Source organism: Fredinandcohnia onubensis, from assembly GCF_002734215.1.
GTDB classification, from domain to species: Bacteria; Bacillota; Bacilli; order Bacillales; family Bacillaceae_L; genus Ferdinandcohnia; species Ferdinandcohnia onubensis.
In genome coordinates, this window is sequence record NZ_NSEB01000014.1 from 11,317 (window position 1) to 34,483 (window position 23,167).

The 23,167-nt window shown below is 36.2% G+C and carries 23 protein-coding genes and 1 pseudogene; 22 read left to right on the plus strand and 2 right to left on the minus strand.

Annotated features, from left to right (window positions below; all coding sequences use genetic code 11):
• The first annotated feature begins 136 nt into the window (after positions 1–136).
• From CKK03_RS17420 to CKK03_RS17455, 8 genes are all read left to right on the plus strand, one after another.
• Positions 137–2,071, plus strand: a complete 1,935-nt coding sequence (locus tag CKK03_RS17420; protein ID WP_099363813.1) for a fructose-1,6-bisphosphatase — start codon at positions 137–139, stop codon at positions 2,069–2,071.
• 221 nt (positions 2,072–2,292) lie between these two features.
• Complete coding sequence (locus CKK03_RS17425) at positions 2,293–2,427, plus strand: BA3454 family stress response protein (protein WP_099363814.1); 135 nt, start codon at positions 2,293–2,295, stop codon at positions 2,425–2,427.
• A 33-nt stretch (positions 2,428–2,460) separates the two neighbouring features.
• The gene (rpiA, locus tag CKK03_RS17430; RefSeq protein ID WP_099363815.1) at positions 2,461–3,144 is read left to right on the plus strand and encodes a ribose-5-phosphate isomerase RpiA; all 684 of its coding nucleotides are present in this window, start codon (positions 2,461–2,463) and stop codon (positions 3,142–3,144) included.
• A 61-nt stretch (positions 3,145–3,205) separates the two neighbouring features.
• Positions 3,206–4,714 carry a glucose-6-phosphate dehydrogenase gene (gene zwf / locus CKK03_RS17435; RefSeq protein WP_099363816.1) on the plus strand — a complete coding sequence of 503 codons (1,509 nt, stop codon included), beginning with the start codon at positions 3,206–3,208 and terminating at the stop codon, positions 4,712–4,714.
• Between the two features lie 19 nt (positions 4,715–4,733).
• On the plus strand, positions 4,734–6,728 hold the full coding sequence (tkt, locus tag CKK03_RS17440; RefSeq protein WP_099363817.1) for a transketolase: 1,995 nt from the start codon (positions 4,734–4,736) through the stop codon (positions 6,726–6,728).
• 31 nt (positions 6,729–6,759) lie between these two features.
• Positions 6,760–7,653 (plus strand): phosphogluconate dehydrogenase (NAD(+)-dependent, decarboxylating), encoded by an 894-nt coding sequence (gene gnd / locus CKK03_RS17445; protein WP_099363818.1) that lies wholly within the window; start codon positions 6,760–6,762, stop codon positions 7,651–7,653.
• 21 nt (positions 7,654–7,674) lie between these two features.
• On the plus strand, positions 7,675–8,337 hold the full coding sequence (gene fsa, locus CKK03_RS17450) for a fructose-6-phosphate aldolase (protein WP_099363819.1): 663 nt from the start codon (positions 7,675–7,677) through the stop codon (positions 8,335–8,337).
• Between the two features lie 91 nt (positions 8,338–8,428).
• A complete protein-coding gene (locus CKK03_RS17455; protein WP_099363820.1) occupies positions 8,429–9,766 on the plus strand; it encodes a glucose-6-phosphate isomerase in 1,338 nt (445 codons plus the stop codon).
• Positions 9,767–9,863: 97 nt separating this feature from the next.
• On the opposite strand, the gene CKK03_RS17460 is transcribed toward CKK03_RS17455, so the two are convergent.
• A complete protein-coding gene (locus CKK03_RS17460) occupies positions 9,864–10,184 on the minus strand; it encodes a winged helix-turn-helix transcriptional regulator (protein WP_099363821.1) in 321 nt (106 codons plus the stop codon).
• Between the two features lie 262 nt (positions 10,185–10,446).
• Between CKK03_RS17460 and CKK03_RS17465 the strand changes: the two genes are divergently transcribed.
• The 14 genes and pseudogenes from CKK03_RS17465 (at position 10,447) to CKK03_RS17530 (ending at position 22,357) form a co-directional block, all read left to right on the plus strand.
• Positions 10,447–10,941, plus strand: a complete 495-nt coding sequence (locus CKK03_RS17465) for a hypothetical protein (RefSeq protein ID WP_099363822.1) — start codon at positions 10,447–10,449, stop codon at positions 10,939–10,941.
• 86 nt (positions 10,942–11,027) lie between these two features.
• Positions 11,028–11,456: a MarR family winged helix-turn-helix transcriptional regulator gene (locus CKK03_RS17470; protein ID WP_180271296.1), complete on the plus strand. Its 429-nt coding sequence runs from the start codon at positions 11,028–11,030 to the stop codon at positions 11,454–11,456.
• Between the two features lie 166 nt (positions 11,457–11,622).
• Complete coding sequence (locus CKK03_RS17475; protein ID WP_099363823.1) at positions 11,623–12,561, plus strand: ring-cleaving dioxygenase; 939 nt, start codon at positions 11,623–11,625, stop codon at positions 12,559–12,561.
• A 20-nt stretch (positions 12,562–12,581) separates the two neighbouring features.
• Positions 12,582–13,190 (plus strand): annotated as a pseudogene (locus tag CKK03_RS17480) (flavin reductase family protein).
• Between the two features lie 86 nt (positions 13,191–13,276).
• Positions 13,277–14,221, plus strand: a complete 945-nt coding sequence (locus CKK03_RS17485) for a ring-cleaving dioxygenase (RefSeq protein WP_099363824.1) — start codon at positions 13,277–13,279, stop codon at positions 14,219–14,221.
• Positions 14,221–14,823, plus strand: a complete 603-nt coding sequence (locus CKK03_RS17490) for an alpha/beta hydrolase (protein WP_099363825.1) — start codon at positions 14,221–14,223, stop codon at positions 14,821–14,823. The genes CKK03_RS17485 and CKK03_RS17490 overlap by 1 nt, the downstream gene beginning before the upstream one ends.
• A gap of 30 nt (positions 14,824–14,853) precedes the next feature.
• On the plus strand, positions 14,854–15,279 hold the full coding sequence (locus tag CKK03_RS17495) for a DoxX family protein (RefSeq protein ID WP_099363826.1): 426 nt from the start codon (positions 14,854–14,856) through the stop codon (positions 15,277–15,279).
• 100 nt (positions 15,280–15,379) lie between these two features.
• Positions 15,380–15,991 carry an NAD(P)H:quinone oxidoreductase gene (gene wrbA, locus CKK03_RS17500; protein ID WP_099363889.1) on the plus strand — a complete coding sequence of 204 codons (612 nt, stop codon included), beginning with the start codon at positions 15,380–15,382 and terminating at the stop codon, positions 15,989–15,991.
• A gap of 98 nt (positions 15,992–16,089) precedes the next feature.
• Complete coding sequence (locus CKK03_RS17505) at positions 16,090–17,307, plus strand: MFS transporter (protein ID WP_099363827.1); 1,218 nt, start codon at positions 16,090–16,092, stop codon at positions 17,305–17,307.
• A gap of 52 nt (positions 17,308–17,359) precedes the next feature.
• Positions 17,360–18,634, plus strand: coding sequence for a diguanylate cyclase domain-containing protein (locus CKK03_RS17510; RefSeq protein ID WP_180271297.1), 1,275 nt, complete (start codon positions 17,360–17,362; stop codon positions 18,632–18,634).
• A 59-nt stretch (positions 18,635–18,693) separates the two neighbouring features.
• Positions 18,694–19,401, plus strand: coding sequence for a pirin family protein (locus CKK03_RS17515; RefSeq protein ID WP_099363829.1), 708 nt, complete (start codon positions 18,694–18,696; stop codon positions 19,399–19,401).
• Between the two features lies 1 nt (position 19,402).
• Positions 19,403–19,678 (plus strand): hypothetical protein, encoded by a 276-nt coding sequence (locus CKK03_RS17520; protein WP_099363830.1) that lies wholly within the window; start codon positions 19,403–19,405, stop codon positions 19,676–19,678.
• 387 nt (positions 19,679–20,065) lie between these two features.
• Complete coding sequence (locus CKK03_RS17525; protein ID WP_099363831.1) at positions 20,066–21,091, plus strand: ROK family transcriptional regulator; 1,026 nt, start codon at positions 20,066–20,068, stop codon at positions 21,089–21,091.
• A gap of 48 nt (positions 21,092–21,139) precedes the next feature.
• The gene (locus tag CKK03_RS17530; RefSeq protein ID WP_099363832.1) at positions 21,140–22,357 is read left to right on the plus strand and encodes an MFS transporter; all 1,218 of its coding nucleotides are present in this window, start codon (positions 21,140–21,142) and stop codon (positions 22,355–22,357) included.
• A gap of 72 nt (positions 22,358–22,429) precedes the next feature.
• Here CKK03_RS17530 and CKK03_RS17535 read toward each other — a convergent pair whose 3' ends face one another.
• Positions 22,430–23,137: an SDR family oxidoreductase gene (locus CKK03_RS17535; protein WP_099363833.1), complete on the minus strand. Its 708-nt coding sequence runs from the start codon at positions 23,135–23,137 to the stop codon at positions 22,430–22,432.
• Positions 23,138–23,167: the final 30 nt, after the last annotated feature.

The window sequence follows — 23,167 nt, forward strand, 5'->3', positions numbered from 1 at the left end:
AATCCTTAAGCCCGTAGGGTTCAGGTTTATGAAATTGATTCAACTGGATTGATATTAAATTTTCTGTATCACTTTTATAACCTGGAAATAAAGTGAGACTAACAAAAGTACCATATTTTTAGGAGGATATGTCAATTTGGATAAAAAATACTTAGATTTGCTGGCCCAAAAATATGATAGTGAAGAAAAAGTAGTAACAGAAATTATTAATCTTGAAGCAATCCTTAATTTACCAAAGGGAACAGAACATTTTGTCAGTGACTTACATGGGGAATTCCAATCTTTTCAACATGTATTGAGAAATGGATCTGGTAGAGTAAAAGAGAAAATCGAAGAACTTTTTATGGATATATTATCTGAGAAGGATATCAATGAATTGACGATATTGGTTTATTATCCTGAAGATAAATTACAGTTAATTAAGAATAGATTTGACAATAAACAGGAATTAAACGGGTGGTATGCCACAACGATTAATCATATGATTAAGCTTATTTCTTTTGCCTCTTCCAAATATACACGCTCGAAATTACGTAAAGCATTGCCTGAACGGTTTGTTTATATTATAGAAGAGTTATTATACAAAACGGAAGAAGAATCCACAAATAAGGAACCTTATTACACCAAAATTGTTCAGCAAATTATTTCTCTTAATCAGGCAGATAAGCTTATTATTGGTCTTGCATATTGCACGCAGAGATTGGTAGTGGACCATCTTCATGTAGTGGGGGATATATATGATCGCGGACCCGAGCCTGATCAAATTATGGATACACTCATTAATTATCATTCTGTTGATATTCAGTGGGGAAATCATGATGTATTATGGTTAGGTGCGTATGCCGGTTCCAAGGTTTGTCTAGCTAATATTCTTCGTATTAGCGCCCGGTATAATAATTTAGATATTATTGAAGATGTGTATGGAATCAATCTTCGACCACTTCTAAATTTAGCTGAGAAATACTATAAGGATAACCCGGCTTTTAGACCAAAGAAAACTTCCGGAAACAATCTAACGGAGGAAGAAGAATTACAAATCACAAAAATTCATCAAGCAATTGCTATGATTCAGTTCAAGCTTGAAATTCCCATCATTAAGAGACGACCATTCTTTAATATGTCAGGAAGGTTATTACTTGAGAAAATTGATTATGATAAAAACGAAATAGTGCTTCATGGAAAGACATATCCATTGGAAAATACTTGCTTTTCAACTATTAATCCAGATAACCCAAGTCAATTGTTAGAGGAAGAACAGCAGGTAATAGATAAATTATTATTTTGTCTTCAACATTCGGAAAAGTTGGCAAGACATATGAACTTCCTTATGAAGAAAGGCAGCCTATATTTGAAGTATAATGGTAACTTATTGATACATGGCTGCATTCCTTTAGATGATAAAGGAAATATGGAAAAAATGGTGATTGAAAATACAACGTATGATGGTCGAGAGTTATTAGATGTTTTTGAACATCATCTACGATACTCTTTTGCACACCTTGAAGAAACCGATGATCTTTCGACAGATATGGCCTGGTATTTATGGACAGGCGAATATTCATCACTCTTTGGCAAGAGGGAAATGACAACCTTTGAAAGGTATTTTATTAAAGATAAAGAAACTCATAAAGAGAGGAAGAATCCATATTACTATTTACGGGAAAAGGAAGAAATCTGTCGCAAAATTTTAGCAGAATTTAATCTAAATCCCGATGATGGTCATATTATAAATGGGCATACGCCTGTTAAAGAAATTAAAGGGGAAGACCCAATTAAAGCAAATGGAAAAATGCTTGTTATTGACGGTGGCTTCTCAAAGGCCTATCAATCAACTACCGGGATTGCGGGATATACTTTATTATACAATTCATTCGGTATGAAATTGGTTGCTCATCAGTATTCTAATTGCAAAGAATTTGTCTTGCATAATGGCATGGATGTTTTATCAATGAAAAGAATAGTGGACAAAATGGTAGAAAGAAAAATGGTAATGGAAACAAATGTTGGGAAGGAATTATTAAAGGAAGTCTCTGCTTTGAAGAGTTTGATGGAGTATCGTTATATGAAGTGATTTTTTTGTAACCATCACTTGACTCGTAAAATGAAAGAACTCTCACTATTAAAAACGGTGAGAGTTTTTTTGGAAAAAATATCTTGAATTCGAGATATTTTTCTTGACTATGAATAATTTGAGGGTTATTATTGGTTACATAAAGTGCAATTGGTTACTAATAGTAACTTTGAATAAAGCGATACAAAAAGATAAATATTTTTAAGATAGGAGTGAAACATATGGTAGAGGTAACTTTGACTCTTGAATATAAAGGGAAGAAATATAGAACGAATGTCATTGTTAAGAAGGACACACCTCAAAATGAAATTAACTGTATTGCAAATGAACAAATTATGAAACAATGGTCAAATTAAGAACCTCCATTTTTTGAAAGGAGAATGAATCCTTTGAATGAGAAAAAATTGGTTGGAGAAAAAGCGATAGATTATATAAAAGATGGAATGGTAGTTGGTCTAGGGACTGGATCGACAGTTTTATATACCATTTATAAGCTTGGAGAATTGGTTGAAAATGGACTTTCGATTAAGGGAATTCCTACTTCAAAACAAACTGAAAAACTAGCTAATGAAGTTGGAATCCCACTTGTTACATTTAACGAGGTTGAACAAATAGATGTGGCAATTGATGGCGCTGATGAGGTAGATTCTGACTTAAATCTCATAAAAGGGGGCGGTGGTGCCCTATTAAGGGAAAAAATCATCGCAAATGCAGCTAACACTTTTATTGTAGTTGCTGACCCAGATAAAAACGTTACAAAATTAGGATCTTTCCCATTACCGGTAGAAGTATTACCATTCGGCATTGAACTGACAAGGAAAAAGTTAATTGAACTAGGGCTCATACCCCATTTAAGACAAGTTCAGGGAAATCCATTTCAAACGGATAATGGTAACTACATTTTTGACTGTCGTTTACCAGATATAACGAATCTTAAAGAATTGGAAAGAGAGCTTAACCTAATACCTGGAATTATTGAGAATGGGTTATTTCTCGGAAAGACTGATATCTACATTACCTTAGATCGTGATAAGAATAACTCTATTGTAGTCAGACATAGAAACAATGTGTAAATGATTTACAACAATAGAATGAATCTTACTACCAGATTTACATGTATTAGGAGGACTTAAATTGGAATCAATGACTTTTGTATTATTTGGCTCAACAGGTGATTTAGCAAAAAGAAAGATTTTTCCTGCTCTGTACAACCTGTTTGTTGATAATAAATTACCACAACCTATATCCATAATTGGTCTCGGACGAGCTGAACTTTCTCAAAGAGACTTTCAAGAAAGAGTGAAAGAATCAATCTTTTCTTTCTCGCGTCGTCTTGAACATGATCCTGATGATCTGGAGGAATTTCTGGATTCTTTTCGATATCAGGCCCTCGATGTTACCAATAAACAAGGGTATAAACCATTACTCGAAATGGTAAAACAACGAGAAGCAGAACTGAAAATAAAGGAAAATCGAGTATTTTATCTTTCAGTAGCTCCAGAATTTTTCGACGTTATTGCTTTAAACATCAAAGAAAGCGGGCTTGGAAATACAACTGGCTGGAAACGATTGATGATTGAAAAGCCATTCGGCCATGATCTCGGGTCAGCTCGTGAATTAAATGAAAGGCTCAGCGGTGCATTTGAAGAAGAAGAAATCTTTCGAATTGACCATTACCTGGGGAAGTCAATGGTTCAGAATCTCGAAGCTCTTGAATTTGCAAACCCAATCTTACAATCTATTTGGAACAAAGATCACATTGCTAATGTTCAAATTACAGCGAGTGAAACAGTTGGTGTAGAGACAAGAGCTGGCTATTATGACCAGGCAGGAGCGATACGTGATATGGTTCAAAATCATATGCTTCAACTATTGATGATGACGGCCATGGCGTTACCTAAAAAGATGAATGCTTCAGAAATCCGAAATGAAAAGCGTAAGGTAATGGAAGCGATTCGTCCAATGAAAAAAGAAGATGTTCACCTGAATATCATTCGTGGGCAATATGGGCCAGGGGAGAGTAATGGTAACCAGGTTCTAGGGTATAGAGACGAACCAGGAGTAAATCCTTCCTCTAAAACAGATACATTTATCGCGGCTCGTATCTGGATCGATAATCCATTCTGGAAAGGCGTACCTTTTTATATCCGAACTGGGAAAAGAATGAAGGAAAAATCAACTCGTATCGTCATTGAATTTAAAAACACATTGAATTCACATTATGAAAATACGAATCAAGAAATTGAGCCTAATTTATTAATAGTTGAAATCAGTCCGAATGAAATTATCTCTCTTCAGTTAAATAGTAAAAACCCGACTAATAATGGGAATATCGAGCCTGTCCGAATTGAATTTTCAAGTGAAGCTAAAGGAAGTGGAATACCAGAAGCATACGAAAGAATTATTCATGATGCTTTCGTTGGGGATTCAACATTCTTTGCACATTGGAAGGAAGTCGAGTTGTCATGGGAGTGGGTTCAAGCTATTCTTGATGGATTTGAAGAAGACCTTGTTCCAATATATGAATACCAGTCAGGTTCAAATGGGCCAATGGAATCCGATTTATTGTTAGAAGAGCATGGATTTAAATGGTGGTTAGATGAAAGAAAGCAAGAAGCCAAAGAATTAGTAGAAATGAAATAAAAAAATTCAGGGGGAAACCATGACACAAAATATTGAGAACTTAGCCGTTACAACAATACGAACTTTATCTATTGATGCTATCAATGCAGCAAATTCCGGTCACCCAGGATTGCCAATGGGCGCAGCACCAATGGCTTATGCATTATGGTCAAAACATATGAATCATAATCCTGAAAATCCAAAATGGTTTAACCGTGATCGATTTGTTTTATCAGCCGGACACGGATCTAGCTTATTATACAGTTTACTTCATTTAGCAGGATATAATGTCACTATTGATGACTTAAAGAACTTCAGAAAATTAAACAGCAAAACACCAGGACATCCTGAATTTGGCCATACTTCTGGTGTAGAAGCGACAACTGGGCCATTAGGACAAGGGATTGCTAATGCTGTTGGAATGGCGATGGCAGAGGCACATCTCGCCGCGAAATTTAATAAGAAGAACTACCCTGTCATTGATCACTATACGTATGCTTTGGTAGGAGACGGTGATCTTATGGAGGGGATATCCTATGAGGCTATGTCAATGGCTGGGCATATGAAACTAGGTAAATTAATCGTCCTGTATGATTCAAATGATATATCCCTTGATGGTGACTTGAACGTTTCTTTTTCTGAAGATATTGAGAAAAGAGCAGAATCTGCAAATTGGCACTATGTGAGAGTAGATGATGGAAATGATCTAGAAGCGATTTCAAAAGCAATCGAACTAGCAAAACAGAATCCTGAACAACCAAGCATTATTGAAGTCAGAACAATCATTGGGTATGGAAGTCCGAAAGTAGCGGGTAGTAATAAAGCACATGGCGCACCGCTAGGGCTTGAGGAAGCAAAGGCAACGAAGCGAGCTTATGGCTGGGATTATGAAGAGGACTTCTTTGTTCCAGAAAACGTGAAAGCTCATTTCAAGGACTTAAAGAGTAAGGGAATGGATGTTGAAGAACAATGGAATAGTTTATTCCTTTCTTATCAACAAGACTACCCAGAATTAGCAAATCAACTAACCGATGCGATACAAGGAAAAGTTCTAATTGACGCAAACGACATTTTAACTTTTGAAACAGGTAAAGGTGTTTCCACTCGTGTCGCAAGCGGTGAAGCGATAAACCATTACGTAAAATCAGTTCCTGCCATTTTTGGAGGAAGCGCAGACCTGTCTGGATCTACTATGACAGACATTAAGGGAGAACAAATTTTTGCGGTAGAATCCTATGGTGCTCGAAATGTGTACTTTGGTGTAAGGGAGCACGCAATGGGTGCAGCTGCAAACGGTATGGCCTATCATGGTGGGGTGAAGCCTTTCGTAAGTACATTCTTTGTATTTAATGATTATCTTCGTCCGTCTATCCGTCTGGCAGCACTATCGAAACTTCCAGTCACATATGTATTTACACATGACTCAATAGCTGTAGGTGAAGACGGTCCTACACATGAGCCAGTTGAACATTTAGCAGCACTTCGTTCAATACCTGGGCTTAAGGTTATAAGACCAACTGATGCAAATGAAACTGCAAGTGCTTGGGCTTACGCTCTTCAACAAACAGAGGGACCAGTTGCATTAATTTTAAGTCGTCAAAACCTACCGGTATATAACGAAACAAGAGCAAATCTAGAAAATGTTGCAAAAGGGGCTTATGTTCTGACTGAAACAAATTCAGCTCCAGAGGTTATTCTAATTGCGACAGGCTCTGAAGTGTCATTAGCCGTAAGTACAAAAGAAGAGCTTGAGAAAGAAAATAGATCTGTTCGAGTAGTAGCAATGCCAAGTTGGGAACTGTTTAATAAACAATCATCTGATTATAAAGAAACTATTTTACCATCATCCATTTCAAAACGGATTGCAATTGAATCTGGAATCTCCATGGGGTGGGAACGATTTGTTGGTACGGAAGGGAAAATTGTATCAATAGAATCATTTGGTGCTTCGGGTTCAGGTCCTGAAGTTATGGCACAGTTTGGTTTTACAACTGAAAATGTAGTTCAAATAACTAAAAGTCTATTACACTCTTAAAAAAATGACAAAACAATTGGGGGAAAACAACATGAAGGTTGGATTAATAGGTTTAGGAAAAATGGGTTTAAACTTAGGACAAAATCTTATCGATAACAATCACGAAGTAGTTGCATTTGATGTAAACCCAGGTGCTGTTGATGAAATGAAGAAATATGGAGCTTCAGGAGTATCAAGCTATAAAGAACTAGTTGATTCTCTAGATAAGCCAAGAATCATTTGGATTATGGTTCCTCATGCTGTGGTGGATTCTGTCATTGACGAAGTTGCGCCATTTTTAGACAAAAATGATATTGTGATCGAAGCGGGTAATTCTCACTATAAGGAATCCATCCAACGTTACAATGATTTAAAGAAAATTGGCGTACGATTTATGGATGCAGGTACTTCCGGTGGAATGGAAGGAGCACGAAATGGTGCTTGTTATATGATTGGCGGTGATCCTGAAGCATGGGAACAAGTTGAACCTATATTCAAAGATACGGCTGTAGAAAATGGTTTCTTGTATGCCGGCGAAGCGGGAAGCGGGCACTTCTTGAAGATGGTTCATAATGGCATTGAGTATGCAATGATGGCAGCAATCGGAGAAGGCTTTGAAGTATTGGAAAAAAGCGAATTTGATTTTGATTATGAAAAGGTAGCAAGAGTTTGGAATAATGGTTCCGTTATTCGTTCTTGGCTCATGGAATTAACAGAGAATGCATTTTCAAAGGATGCCAAGTTGGATGAAATTCAAGGAATAATGCACTCATCAGGTGAGGGTAAATGGACCGTTGAAACGGCTTTAGATTTACAAACGGCTACTCCAGTTATTGCGATGTCGCTATTGATGCGCTACCGCTCATTAGATAATGATACCTTTAACGGTAAAGTTGTAGCTGCATTACGAAACGAATTTGGTGGACATGCTGTCGTAAAAAAATAATGTAAATGGAGGAAACGAAAAATGAAATTCTTTATAGATACTGCTAACCTAGATGATATTAAAAAAGCGTATAAGATTGGGGTTTTATCAGGCGTTACAACTAACCCTTCATTAGTTGCAAAAGAAGGAGTTAAATTTGAAGACCGTATTGAAGAAATTTTAATTGCTGTTCCTGATGTTGAATCTGTTTCAGCAGAAGTTTCGCCTAATGCGATTACAGCTGATCAAATGATTGCCGAAGCAAATGAGCTACTTAAAATAAATGGTGGTGATAAGAACATTACTATAAAACTTCCAATGACATTGGATGGACTAGAGGCTTGTCGCTATCTAACAAAAAAAGGTGTTAAAACCAATGTGACTCTTATATTTACAGTTAACCAAGCATTGCTAGCGGCTCGTGCAGGAGCTACCTATGTTTCGCCATTTTTAGGTCGATTAGATGATATTAGTGAGGATGGGGTGCAGCTTGTTGCAAAAATTGCTGAGTTGTTCCGTGTTCAAAATATCGATTCTCAAATCATTGCTGCATCTGTTCGTCATCCAGACCATGTTACTCGTGTTGCATTAGCAGGTGCTCATATTGCAACGATTCCTTTCAATGTAATTGAACAACTATCAAAACATCCTTTGACAGATCAAGGCCTTGAAAAATTTGCAGCTGATTGGAAATCTGCATTGTAAGAAAAAATTAAAAACATTACATCAGAATGGAAGGACTTCAGTTTTATAGTCCTTCTATACAAATAATTTAGGAAGAATAGGAGAAATTTATATGACTATTACTTTTGATTATTCTAACGCTCTATCATTCATGCAGGAGCATGAGGTTGAATATTTAAGTGAATTTGTAAAGGTAGCACATGATATGCTTCATGAGAAAAGAGGACCAGGTTCTGACTATCTTGGTTGGGTTGACTTGCCGCATAACTTTGATAAAGAAGAATTTGCTAGAATCAAAGCAGCCTCCGAACGAATTCGAAGTAATTCAGACGCTTTAGTTGTAATCGGGATTGGTGGTTCATACCTTGGTGCAAGAGCTGCAATTGATGCCTTGTCACATACATTCCATAACCAAATGGAGGACAAAACGCAAGTTTATTATGTTGGACAAAATATTAGTGCCACATATGTTTCGCACTTATTTGATGTGCTTAAGGACAAGGATATTTCGGTGAACGTTATTTCAAAATCAGGTACAACAACAGAACCTGCTATTGCATTCCGTATCTTCCGAGAGTATATGGAGAAAAAGTACGGAAAAGAAGAGGCAAGAAAACGTATCTATGCAACAACAGATCGCGCAAGAGGTGCTTTAAAAACTCTTGCAGATGAAGAAGGGTATGAAACCTTTGTCATCCCTGATGATGTCGGCGGCCGATACTCCGTATTAACAGCAGTAGGGTTATTGCCAATTGCTACGGCAGGGCTAGACATTGATAAAATGATGGCTGGTGCTGCAGCTGCAGCAGATAAATATAGTAATCCTAACTTGGCAGAAAACCAGAGCTATCAGTATGCGGCAGTTAGAAATGCACTTTATAGAAAAGGGAAATCCATTGAACTGTTAGTTAACTTTGAACCATCTCTACATTATGTTTCTGAATGGTGGAAACAATTATTTGGGGAAAGTGAAGGAAAAGACCAAAAAGGACTTTATCCAGCTTCTGTTGACTTCTCAACTGACCTGCATTCGATGGGACAATATGTTCAAGAAGGTCGCCGAGACCTAATTGAAACAGTTGTAACCATAAAAGAACCTAAGCTTGATATTACAATCAAGGAGGAAGCATCTAATCTAGATGGCTTAAATTATTTAGCTGGAAAAACGATGGACTATGTGAATAAGAATGCAGCACAGGGAACAGTGTTGGCTCATGTAGACGGAGGAGTTCCTAACCTATCTGTAGAACTTGACAGACTAGACGAATTTACATTTGGAGAGATGGTTTACTTTTTCGAGAAGGCTTGTGGAGTTAGTGGGTTATTAATGGGCGTAAATCCATTTGATCAGCCTGGAGTAGAAGCATATAAAAAGAATATGTTTGCATTACTAGGTAAACCTGGGTATGAAGAAGAAAGAGCTGAATTGCTAGAGCGTATTTCTAAGTAAGGCTATATAAAATGAGGGTACTAATATGCATAGTATCCTCATTTTTATTTCAAAAAAAATACTGCTTGATCATAACAAGCAGTATGAGTAGAAATCATTATAACCATTTATCAGCCCAAGCCTCAACGGTTTTTAAAGCCTTTCCCAATTCATGTCCCTTTTTTGTTAGGGAATACTCTGTTCGTACGGGACGATCCGTAATTACATTTCGTAGCACTAAGCCGCAATCTTCAAGTTCTTTTACCCGTTCGTTTAGCATTCTTTTACTTAAATCAGGAATAAAGGCATGTATTTCACTAAAGCGTTTTGGTCCTTCCATTAGGGTATGAATGATTAATCCCATCCACTTTTTACCGATTATATGATAGGATTCTTCAACTTTTGAGCATAATCTTTCCTGAGTATCTTTTTCCTCCATGCTTCAACACCTCCTATAGTAGTTATTATTTATATATAAACAAAAAGTAACAAGGTAATATAATGTACTATTTAATTATATCCTAAAGATAACCTTTTAAAAAGGGGAATATATGGAGGTATTGTGACAATACGAGATTATAATCTAAATGGTTACCTGTTGACTAAAAGTAACCTATAGTGTAATATGTGTTACATAAAGTAACCTTATGCTTTCACCACCAAATAAATAAAACTGATTTGAAAGAAAAGGAGAGATTAAAATGAAGCAAATACTAGACGCTAAGATAATTAATACTAAGTATGGATTAGAAACGTATTTAGATATTCAAAAAAATGTGTATATAGCGGATTTGAAGACCCCTACAGTAGACAGTCCCTTTTTCGATATAAAGATAGGTATTGAATATTATCGTCTAATAGATCAAAACTATTATGATAGTCAGGTTAACTACTTTTGGTTAAGAATTCATCCAGAAATGAAAACAATTACTCTATTAGAACCTGAAATACAAAATATCTTTAGTATAAAAGATGTGAATGAGAGAGTAGCAACCAAAAAATTAATCGGAGAATGGTTAATCAAAACAAATGCATTTAAGTCTTCCATAAAAAATCTGATTAAAGAAAAGAAGTCTGCAAATGTAGAAACAGAAAAAGACATTCGAGAAACATTGCGTACCATAGAGTTATTAGAAAAAACACTTGAACTAAAAACGGAAGATATATTAAAAGCTGAAGTAAAAAAGGCTAGTTAAGTTGTTGACACATGACCCTTTATGTAATATTATTATCTTGAAGTCAAGATAATTTATTTTAAGATGTTTTTCGAGGAGGTGTAAGTGTGGCAAGAAAGTGCACAAACCAACCATTTTTGATCTTAATGCAAACATCAAGAGCGCTCCAAGAGAGAATTAGAGACGATATGATGAAAAACAACTTAAGCATAACTGAGTTTTCAGTACTAGAAGTACTTTTTCATAAAGGTAAGCAAACCATTCAACAAATTGGTAAGAGTATCCTGATAACAAGTGGCTCAATGACATATGTAATAGATAGGTTAGAGCAAAAAGGATTTTTAAAGCGAAGTGCTTGTCCGGATGATCGACGTGCTATACATGTAACGTTGACTGATGCTGGGATTGAAATAATGAATAAAATAATGCCTGAACATGAGGATTTTGTAGATCGGGTTTTTGATTCACTAAATCCTAATGAGATAGACACTCTAGTAGACCTATTAAAAAGAGTAAAAGAAAAGGTGGATAATTAAAGTCTAGTCAATATAGTAATGATATTTTTTTGATAATATATCTTGAAATAAAGATACTTTAATTGAAGATTTTGTGTGGAGTTTTAATGAATGATTTTATCTATTTAGTAAAACCTGAAAGTAAATTTGTCAAATATAAAAAACTAAAAATAGGAGTGAGTCAAAAATGAGTAAAAAGACAATGGGGATTCACCACATTACAGCAATAGTTGGTCATCCACAGGAGAATGTAGATTTCTATGCTGGGGTGTTAGGCTTGCGTTTAGTAAAACGAACTGTAAATTTTGATGATCCTGGTACTTATCATCTGTATTTTGGAGATGAAGGTGGTAAACCAGGGACAATCATTACGTTTTTCCCTTGGGCAGACGCTTATCAAGGAAAAATTGGGGACGGTCAAGTAGGTGTAACTTCTTATGTTGTTCCTAAAGGAGCATTGGATTTTTGGGAATCAAGATTAGAAAAGTTTGATATTCCTTTCACTAAAATCACTCGATTTGGAGAAACATATTTGGAATTTGATGATCCACATGGACTTCACCTAGAAATCGTTGAGAGAGAAGAAGGCGAAATCAATACTTGGACATTCGGTGATGTAACACCTGAAGTTGCAATAAAAGGTTTTGGCGGCGCTACATTATTCTCAGCAAAGCCAGATAAAACAGCAGAAACACTCGAAAAAGTAATGGGTCTTGAAAAAGTAGATGAAGAAGGAGATTTTGTTCGTTATCGTTCTTCTGCAGATATTGGAAATATCATAGATTTGAAAGTAGTTCCAACTGGCAGAGGCCAAATGGGTGTTGGAACAGTTCACCACATCGCATGGAGAGCTAGTGATGACAAAGACCAATTAGATTGGCAAAAACATGTTGCTCAAAATGGCTACGGTGTAACTCCAGTACAGGACAGAAATTATTTCAATGCCATTTATTTTAGAGAACATGGAGAAATCCTATTCGAAATCGCAACAGATCCTCCTGGATTCGCACATGATGAATCACACGAAACAATGGGAGAACAATTAATGTTACCTGCACAATATGAGCAATATAGAGAGCAGCTCGAACACAGTTTAATTCCTATTAAGGTGAGAAAACTAGATTAATTTGAAAAGGAATGAATCCGATGCTTTCAATTGACCCTACTTCCATATCAGAAAGAGAAAATTATAAGTTTCTAATTGGAAGTATTATTCCGAGGCCTATTGCATTCGTTACAACTCTTTCTGAAGAGGGAGTCTTAAATGGAGCACCTTTTAGTTATTTTAATATTGTATCCTCAAATCCTCCGATGATTTCATTGTCAATACAACGTACAGAGGGCAGACAGAAGGATACTGCTAGAAATATTACATCGTTAAAGTAATTTGTAGTCCATATTGTGGATGAACAGAATGTTGAGAAGATTAATAAGACAGCTGCGACTTTACCTCAAAATCAAAGTGAGATCGAGATAGCGGGTTTAACTTCGGTTGAAAGTGTTAGAATATCGGTTCCTGGAGTGAAAGAAGCAAAGGTTCGATTGGAGTGCGTCCTGGAACAATCTATAGAATTGGGCGGGGTTAATTCTCCAGGTTGTGATTTTATCATAGGAAGAGTTGTTCAATATCATATAGAAGATGATATCTATGCAAAAGGGAGAATTGATCCTCGAGGGTTAGCTGCCGTGAGCCGATTGGCTGGTGCCAATTATGCGAAAATCGGAGAACTATTTGAGATAAAACGACCTAAGTAAAGACTAGAGGACAGGTAAGTTTAACACCACCGATATTGGAAAAACGGGACGAGGGACCTGTCCCTCTGTCCCAAGGAGGAAATGAGATGCAAAGAACATCGGGCATTCATCATATAACAGCAATGGTTAACGATGCACAAAGAAATATTGATTTTTATGCAGGTGTACTTGGGCTTAGGGTTGTAAAAAAAACTATTAATTTTGATCGCCCAGAAGTCTATCACCTCTATTTTGGGAATGAAGCAGGTGAACCAGGAACAGTCATTACCTTTTTTCCATGGCCAAAACAGCTAAAAGGTCGAATTGGAATGGGACAAGTTGGGGTTACAAGCTACTCCATACCACCCGGTTCGTTAGAATTTTGGGAAGAACGTTTGAGTAAGTTTGGTGTTGATTTCAGATCTTCCATCCGGTTTGGTGAAAGAAATATTGCATTTAATGATCCAGATGGACTTGAGCTTGAACTAATAGAACGAAACGAAGGACCCATTAATAATTGGAGTTTTGGCGGGATAAAATCGGAGAATGCAATAAAAGGCTTTGCTGGTGCTACTTTAATTTCTGCACAACCCAATAAGACTGCAGATGTACTTGAGAATGTATTAGGTCTCACATGCATTGGTGACGAAGAAGGTTTTCTTCGATTCAAGTCCGATGCTTCACTTGGAAATATCATAGACATTAAGTTAACTCCATCTGTTAGGGGGCTTATGGGAGCAGGAACTGTTCACCATATTGCATGGAGGGCAAAGGATGAAGAAGATCTGCTTAGATGGAGAAATCTTCTTCAAGAGAAAGGGTATCACCCAACAGAAGTCCGCGATCGAAACTACTTTAAAGCTGTGTATTTTCATGAAGAGGGAGGAATCCTTTTCGAAATAGCGACCGACCCACCAGGTTTTTCGGTAGATGAGCCAACTAATGAGCTAGGTAAAAAGCTCATGCTTCCTACATGGTTAGAGTCAAAACGAGAAGAATTAGAAGAAAGCTTACCTTCTGTTGAGGTTCGCGTATTGGAAGGAGATAAATAATGAAGCACATATTTAATAAGGGTACAAATCCAGAAAAACCTACATTATTAATGCTTCACGGTACAGGAGGAAATGAATTAGATTTGTTACCTCTTGCAGGAAGGATTGATGATGAGGCCTCTGTATTAAGTGTTCGAGGAAATGTTTTAGAAAATGGCATGCCACGTTTCTTCAGAAGATTGGCTGAAGGAGTTTTTGATATAGAAGACCTTATATTCAGAACAAAAGAATTAAATGAGTTTCTTGATGAAGCAGCTGACAAATATGAATTTAATCGCAATAACATCCTTGCAATTGGATATTCAAATGGAGCAAATATAGCAGCTAGTCTTTTATTTCACTATCAAGATGCATTAAAAGGGGCAATTCTTCATCATCCAATGGTTCCTCGCAAAGGAATTGATCTTCCTGATTTAACAGGGACGTCCGTATTTATTGCTGCTGGAACTAATGATCCAATTTGCTCTCCTATGGAATCTACTGAGCTACAATCTTTATTAGAAAAGGCAAATGCAGATGTAGAAATTCATTGGGAAAATAGAGGTCATCAGTTGACAGTAACAGAAGTAGAAGCTGCTGCACAATGGTATAAAAAATTATAATCTAAAAAATATTTTATAGGAGAAGAGAAAATGACACAAAAAAACGAAGTTGGAGCACTTATTTTACGAGTTACACTGGGAATACTATTTTTTATACATGGATTAGTTAAGTTCCAAGGAGGAATTGAAAATACTGTCGGATGGTTTGAGAGTATTAATATACCTGGATTTATGGCATATGTAGTTGCTTTAATCGAACTAGTTGGAGGTATAGCACTAATTATTGGATTTGCTACTAGACTGGTATCTATTTTAATTGCTCTAATAATGGTTGGAGCAATCATTACGGCTAAACTTCCTGTTGGTTTATTAGGAAATGGTCAAATGGCAGGTTATGAATTAGATTTAGCTTTTTTAGCGATAGCAGTTTATCTTGCGATTAATGGTAGTAAGTTATTATCCCTAAATCGAGTACTGTTCAATCAAAATTCTAATGAGATAAAAAGAGCCGCCTAACAAGGAATGCAAATTTTAGAGAGTGGAATAATAGGAGGTGTACTAAATGGGCTTTTTATCAAAAATATTTGGTAAATCATCAGAAAAGGAGATAGTAAATATGTCAAATGTTAAATTAGCAGTCATTTTTTACAGCATGGGTGGAACAAACTATCAATTAGCAAAATGGGCTGAAGAAGGTGCAAAAGAAGCTGGAGCAGAAGTCAAAGTTTTAAAAGTACAAGAATTAGCTCCTGATTCCGTAATCGAGGGAAATGAAGTATGGAAAGGGACTGTTGAAGCAACGAAAGACGTTCCAGTGGCAACATCGGCTGATGTAGAATGGGCAGATGCTATTATATTCAGTGTACCAACAAGATTTGGTAACATGCCATCACAAATGAAACAATTCCTTGATACCCAAGGTGGACTATGGGCTACTGGAAAAACGGTTAATAAAGTTGTAAGTGCAATGACTTCTGCACAAAATCCACACGGTGGACAAGAGGCAACACTTCTTTCGTTATACACAAGCATGATGCACTGGGGTGCTATTATTGCTACTCCAGGTTATACCGATCCAGTTTTATTTGGAGCAGGAGGAAATCCATACGGAACAAGTGTTACTGTAGGTCAGGATGGAAAGATGATTGAGGATGTACAGGCAGCTGTAAAACACCAGGCAAAACGTACTGTTAATGTTGCTGAATGGGTTAAAAAAGGAAATCAGTAATTAATGTAATCCTAGGAGCTAATCAGGTATAGCTGATTAGCTCTTTTTTAATCATTTTAGAAAGGAATCAACATCTTTTGTGAGTAGGGGGGACCAGAATGAGGAATTCATATACAAGAATGGCGATCGGCTTATATACAAATTACTTCCTTTTAGGAATGATTAATATTCTTTTTTCCTCAAATATGAGCTTTCTTACTGAGCAATTAAAAACGGACGAAGCTGGTATTAGCTTCTTAGTTTCAGGAATAGGCATAGGAAAATTAATAACTCTAAGTGTGTCAGGAAGGATTTCGGATAAATTCGGAAGGAAGCCGCTTGTCATAACAGCTTCATTTCTTTATATCGTTTTCTTGATTGGGATACCGCTCGCGCCGAGCTATCAATTCGCATTTGTTATGGCTGTTATTGCTGGTATATGTAATTCTATAATGGACTCTGGAGCTTACCCTGCCTTACTTGAAGCATTTCCAAAATCAACAGGTATATCAGCGGTATTAATAAAAGCATTTATATCATTTGGTGCTATGATTCTACCAATTATGGTTTCATTTTTAATAGATAATAATGTTTTTTATGGTTATTCGTTTTTTATACCTGCTTTCATTTTTATGCTAAATGGGATATTCCTATCAACCGTTCGTTTTCCTACTTATTTTAAAGCTTCGAATGTAGTTAGCATGAATAAGGAAAGTAGATATATATCTAAACCAAGGATCTGGGTTGAAGGAATGGCTATCATATTAATCGGATTTACATCAACAGCGTTACTTATGGTTGCGCAGGTTTGGTTACCAGAATACGGGTATAGTGTAATAGGTTTGGGTAGAGTTGAATCCATCTATTTATTAAGTTATTACAACGTCGGTGCTTTCGTTTCCGTTTTACTTCTTGCAGTGGTTTTAAATCGGTTTATTAGTCCTATTTTGATTTTGGTTATATATCCATCTTTAGCTACTATTTCTCTAGTGCTATTATTATTTGTTCAACAACCTGTTATGACATTAATAAGTTCGTTCCTAATCGGTTTTTCGACCGCAGGATTATTCCAATTGTGTATAGCGGTGATCGTAGAATTCTTTCCAAGGAAGAAAGGTACAACAACAGCTTATGTAAGCACTGCTTCAAGTTCTGCGTTTATTATTATTCCGATGATAACAGGATTAATAAACAAAAACATCAATGTGACAGCCGTTTTCTTTCTTGACCTAATCATTGCAATAATAAGTATTCTTTTATCTTTAAATGTTTGTTTTAGGTATAAAAAGATATTTAATAAAAAATTATTATATAGAAATCTAAAAAAAGCTTCATAAAAATATTTAAAGCAACGAGGATCGTCTTATTATGGGAGGGAAATACAATCTAATGGTTGATATAAAAAATGTTGGTGATCAAGTTTTTGAACTAATTTGGCAAAATACAAATGATGCGATTTTTACAATTGGTCAGGATGGAGCGATTTTACATGCTAATCCTACATTTACTGATATATTAGGATGGGAAATGAAAGATTTAGAAGGGGTAACTCCTCCACCATTCTTTGTAGATATGACGAAGGAACAGCACCAGGATTTTTTAAACATGTTAAGAGATGGTGAAAATATAAACTATAGTGTGACAAAAAGAAGAAGCAAGGATGGGGAAATTCTAGATATTTTAGCAAGCTATCGTGTAATCAATAAAGATGATGTACTTGCTGTTGGCATGTATAAGGATTTTACAGAGCTAATGGAAATCCAAAGGCAACTCGAGGCAAGTGAGGATTGTTATCGTAGTCTTGTAGATTTTCTTCCGGATGCTGTTATCGTTCAAAATAAGCACCATATCGTATTTGTTAACCCTACTGGTGTAAATTTACTAGGTAAGGAACATTCAGGTGATATTATTGGTAGATCCTTATGGAATTTTATTTATTCCGAACAAAAGGAAAGGATTGAACAGAAGCTACAGGAAATAATGAGTAGCAACCAATCTAGCAAGCCAACTCCTATTATTGAAAAGTTCATTAGATATGACTATAAGATTTTTTACGTAGAAATCACTGCAATTCCTATTGAATTTAATGGTGAGCCGGTAGTTCAGCTACTGATCAGAGATATAACCGAGAAGAAAAAATATGAATTACAACTAGAATCAATGGCTTTTCATGATCCATTAACAGGGCTTAAAAATAGGAGAGGCTTTACTGAAATTATGGAGCAATCTATATCTGTTGCAAGTAATAATGGAGAACAACTTGCATTGATGTACATGGATTTAGATAAGTTTAAAGAGGTAAATGATACGTTTGGCCATGAAATTGGAGATGAACTATTGAAACAATTTGCCAAAAGACTTGAAGACAATATGAGAGACAGTAGTGTTCATTGTCGTATTGGAGGAGATGAATTTCTTATTCTGATTAACGATATCGGTAACGTAGACGATATTTCTCGAATAGCAGAAAGATTGTATAACGTATTGCAGGAACCATATTATATCAATGGTCATACACTTAAAACTACTGCAAGTATCGGAATCTCTTTGTATCCTCAAGATGGAGATAATAGTAGAAGACTTATTAAAAATGCAGATAAAGCATTATATATTGCTAAAACTAATAGAAATGAATTTCAGTTATATGGATTAGGTGAAAATTGACAGAATGGGCTTTTTCTTATATATTTATCTTGAATTCAAGATAATTAGGGGTGAGATAAATGATTCAGAAGTATCCGGCAGCATCGCGTTACTCTGTAAAAAATGATTGGTTGGAGAGTAATCTTAGTTTTTCATTTGGTGAGTACTATGATGAGGAAAATATTCAATTTGGTCCACTTCGTGTTTTTAATGATGACGTAGTGCAAGGAGGAAAAGGATTTGGCATACATCCGCATAGGGAGGCGGAAATTGTTTCGATTGTATTGCATGGACAATTAAAGCATGAAGATAGTCTGGGGAATAGTGGGATATTACAATTTGGGAATGTTCAGCGTATGACTGCTGGAACTGGTTTACTCCATTCCGAAATGAATCCTTCTTTAGAAGAGGAAGCAAGCTTTTTACAGCTATGGTTTAAACCTTCCAAAAAGCAATTACCACCTTCCTATGAGGATATTTCCTATAATGTTGATTCAATGAGGAATAAGTTGTTACCAATCGTTTCTTCAATTCCAACCAATGGAGCTGCGAAGATTCATAGTGATGTTACATTATACTTATCCAAATTAGATGCAGGAGAAGAGATCTTCTATCAACAAAAACAAGGAAGAAAGATGTATGTTTTTGTGATTGATGGGGAACTTGTTCTAGACAATGATGTTATCGTTGGAAAAAGAGATAGTGCACGTATAACTGAAAATAACGAACTTACGTTAAAATCAACAAAAGAAACCTTCTTTTTATTGATAGATTTGGGTGGTGTCTAATATGTTGTTAATTCGTCATTCAATTGGAAGCAGACTATTTTATCAAACAGATGAATATGATATTCATCCAGAACAAGATAAGTGGGTTATTTCTATCAAAATTTCCGAAGAAAATGCTAAAGAAATCATCAAATTTAAAGAGGAATTAAATTTATTTAATGTAGAGAAAAACCAAAAGACTTGGTATTATACATCAGGTGCAAATGTTGAGTTTAATAAGGAAAAGTCTACACTTACTATCATTGCAGACCATAAAACAGTATATCCGGTTAATTAAAATAATAACTTTTTATCTATTTCCTATTTTCCAGGCTTTTCTTCTTAGAAGGCAGTGAATATCCTTGAAAAGGTACTCACTGCCTTAATTGTTTATTTTAAAATCAACGCAACTATATTAATATCATAATAAGCCGAACAAAATAACACCCAATTTATTTGCAACTTTACCTACATCTTTTTCCGTTTCCCATAGGGCAGAGGGGAGGACACTGTCTCGATTTTTTTCATCATTGAAGCGATCTACTTGTATAGGTATCTCTTAGATTGCTTCCAGGAATTAAATCTGGTAAGATTTTCATTATTGGGCACTTATTAAATACGTTTAATAAGTCGCAAAACTTTTTAAAGGTCTTTAATAAGTTTGATAGATAGGGAGGAAACAGTTATGAATACCACTCCAAAATCAATGAAAAGGACGATTCTTATAGGTATTCGTAAAGTTCTTTTAGAAAAAGCGAGTGCAACAAAGGTTGAACTAAGTAACAAATTGGGGATCAGTTTTCCTACAATCAGTAAGTTCTTAGCAGAGATGGAGCGAAATGGGGAAATTCTTTCAGTCGGCTTAGATCAATCAAACGGTGGGAGAAGAGCAAATAGGTATTCGTACAATTCTGAGTACATGTTTGGCCTAGCCCTTTTCTTAGAGAAGACAGAGACAAATTATATTGTTTTTAATTGTGTGGGAGAAATAAAAGAACAAGGAATACTTCCGAGTGTATTAATAGATGATGGATTAGATTTATTGACTACGTGTATAGAAAATATGATAACTAAGTATCCAAAAATCAGCTCAATTGCAATCGGCGTTCCAGGTTCGGTCGACAGTGGTCAAATTTTTTATATTCCAGGTTACGAACGGTTTCAAGGTTTTGATTTAAAAGGATACTATGAGGAACGTTTTGCTGTACCAGTTGTGGTAGAGAACGATATGAACGCTGCAGTTCTGGGTTATCATACAAACAGAGGTATTAGGGAAAATGAATCTCTTATCTATTTGTATTTTGGTCAGAATGGCCCGGGTGCAGGAATTATGATAAACGGTGACATCGTTCGAGGAAGTACTTTTTTCTCTGGAGAGGTTTCATTTATCCCACAGTATAATGATCGAAATTTTGGAGAGGTAATGGTAATTGATAGTAGTTCTAAAAATCAACGCATATTTGATGAAAATCAGATTGATGCAATAACTAGATTAGTAGCATCATTTGTAGCTATTATTAACCCCCATACCATCATTTTTTGTAGAGATGAAGTTGAAAACGAAGTATTAGAAAGAGTTTTAATCGTAAGCTCAAAATATATCCCTTCCAAACATCTTCCAAAGCTTACAATCAGTGATTGGAAACAAGATTATTTATTTGGATTACAAAGTCTTGGACTTGAGCTTTTGATTAGTGAAACGAACAAGTAAAGTATATCCGAGATTGTTTTAACACAAAAAATATTGTGAGGTTTACATATGACTACATTCCTTTTATTAATCATCTACTTGGCATTTATCAGCTTAGGTTTACCTGATTCGATCTTGGGGGCAGCGTGGCCAGCGATGCGGCCAGACTTTGGGGCACCCCTGGAGACTGCTGGATACCTTTTTATGACAATTGCCGGTGGTACAATTATCTCCAGTTTAGGTAGCGGCAAGGTACTTAAACGCTTCGGCGCAGGCAAGGTGACATTTGTCAGTGTCTTAATGACTGCTGGTGCTTTGCTAGGATTTCATTTTGCTCCATCGGTTGCTTGGTTAATTGTATGTGCAATCCCACTTGGGTTAGGAGCAGGAGCAGTTGATGCAGGACTAAATGATTATGTGGCTACGCATTATAAGGCACATCATATGAGTTGGTTACACTGTTTTTGGGGAGTAGGCGCTACACTTGGACCGATCATTATGGCTCAGTTTATTTTAGAGGAAAACGCTTGGAGAAGTGGATATCTTGTTATTTCTGTTCTTCAGTTTGCGTTAGTTATTATCCTTCTCTTTACATTGCCTTTATGGAACAGAGTGACAAAAGGCAACAATATCACCTTAAATGAAGGGCAGGAAGCCGCAAAAGTTGCACAATATGATGAAGAAGATGTAAAAGACGTAAAACCATTACAGATAAAAGGGGTCAAGCTGGCTCTTGCATCCTTCTTGTTTTATTGTGCGGTTGAAGCAACTGTTGGGCTTTGGGGAAGTAGTTTCTTAGTAAATGTCAAAGAGTTAAGCCCAGCAACTGCTGCAAAATGGGTTTCCTTGTATTATGCAGGGATAACAATTGGTAGATTGATAACAGGTTTTATTACCTTTAAAATGACGAACCGTACTCTAATGCGGGTGGGACAAATAATTGCTTTAACAGGTGCCATTGTATTAGTATTACCGTTGCCATCCATTTTCTCACTTGTAGGTTTTATTATTGTTGGGTTAGGATTAGCGCCGATATTCCCGTGTATGTTACATGAGACACCTACACGTTTTGGAAAAAAACATTCTCAAACAATAATGGGCTATCAAATGGCAGTGGCATATACAGGCACTACATTCATGCCACCACTCTTAGGTTTTATTGCATCTCAATCAACAATTGGAATCTTCCCAATTTGTGTTGCTATGTTTGTATTAGCGATGATTCTAAGCTCAGAAAAACTTAATAGTCTATTGAAAACCAAACTTTTACTGACAGCTCGACAGTAATCTATTCATAAATCAGGCTGGATCCAAGAATGGGTCCAGCCTGGTTCTTGTTCTATAGGAATTAAGTTCCTTTTAAACAGGGCGAACGGTTATTTCGTTTACATTTACATAATCCGGTTGAGTTACGGCGTATACCACGGCTTTTGCAATATCCTTTGGTTCTAGTTTTTTCCGTTCGTTATTCCGTGGACTACCGTTACCTAAAGAAGTGTCGACCATACCTGGAGATATATTGGTTACCCGGACACCGGTTTTAGCTAGTTCTTTTTCTAGTCCTGCGGAAATTGCGCGGACCGCAAATTTCGTTGCACTGTAGACAGTACTGGTCTTCGTTACTTCAAATCCTGAAACAGACGCGATGTTAATAATATGGCCACTTGAGCGCTCAAGCATGGAAGGTAGTACGGAATGAATACCGAAAAGTACTCCTTTTATATTCACGTCAATCATACTTTCCCATTCTTCTACTTTTCCTAAACGAATTTGCGATGAAAGCATTTGGCCTGCGTTATTCACAAAAATATCAACGTGGTCGTATGCTTCCTCAGCTTTTTTGACTAAGTCTTCAACATTTTGTTTATTTGTTACATCCGTCTGTATTGTTAAGACCTTTCCATTTCCTTGTTCATTTATTTCTCTTTCTACTTCAGCTAGTTTCTCTATACTACGGGCAGCCAAGACAACATTTGCGCCTTCCCTAGCCAGTTCTTTTGCAATGCCTGCACCAATTCCACTGCTCGCTCCTGTAATAATTGCTGTTTTTCCTTGTAATTGAGCCAACCTTACAACCTCCTACATGGATATAAAATA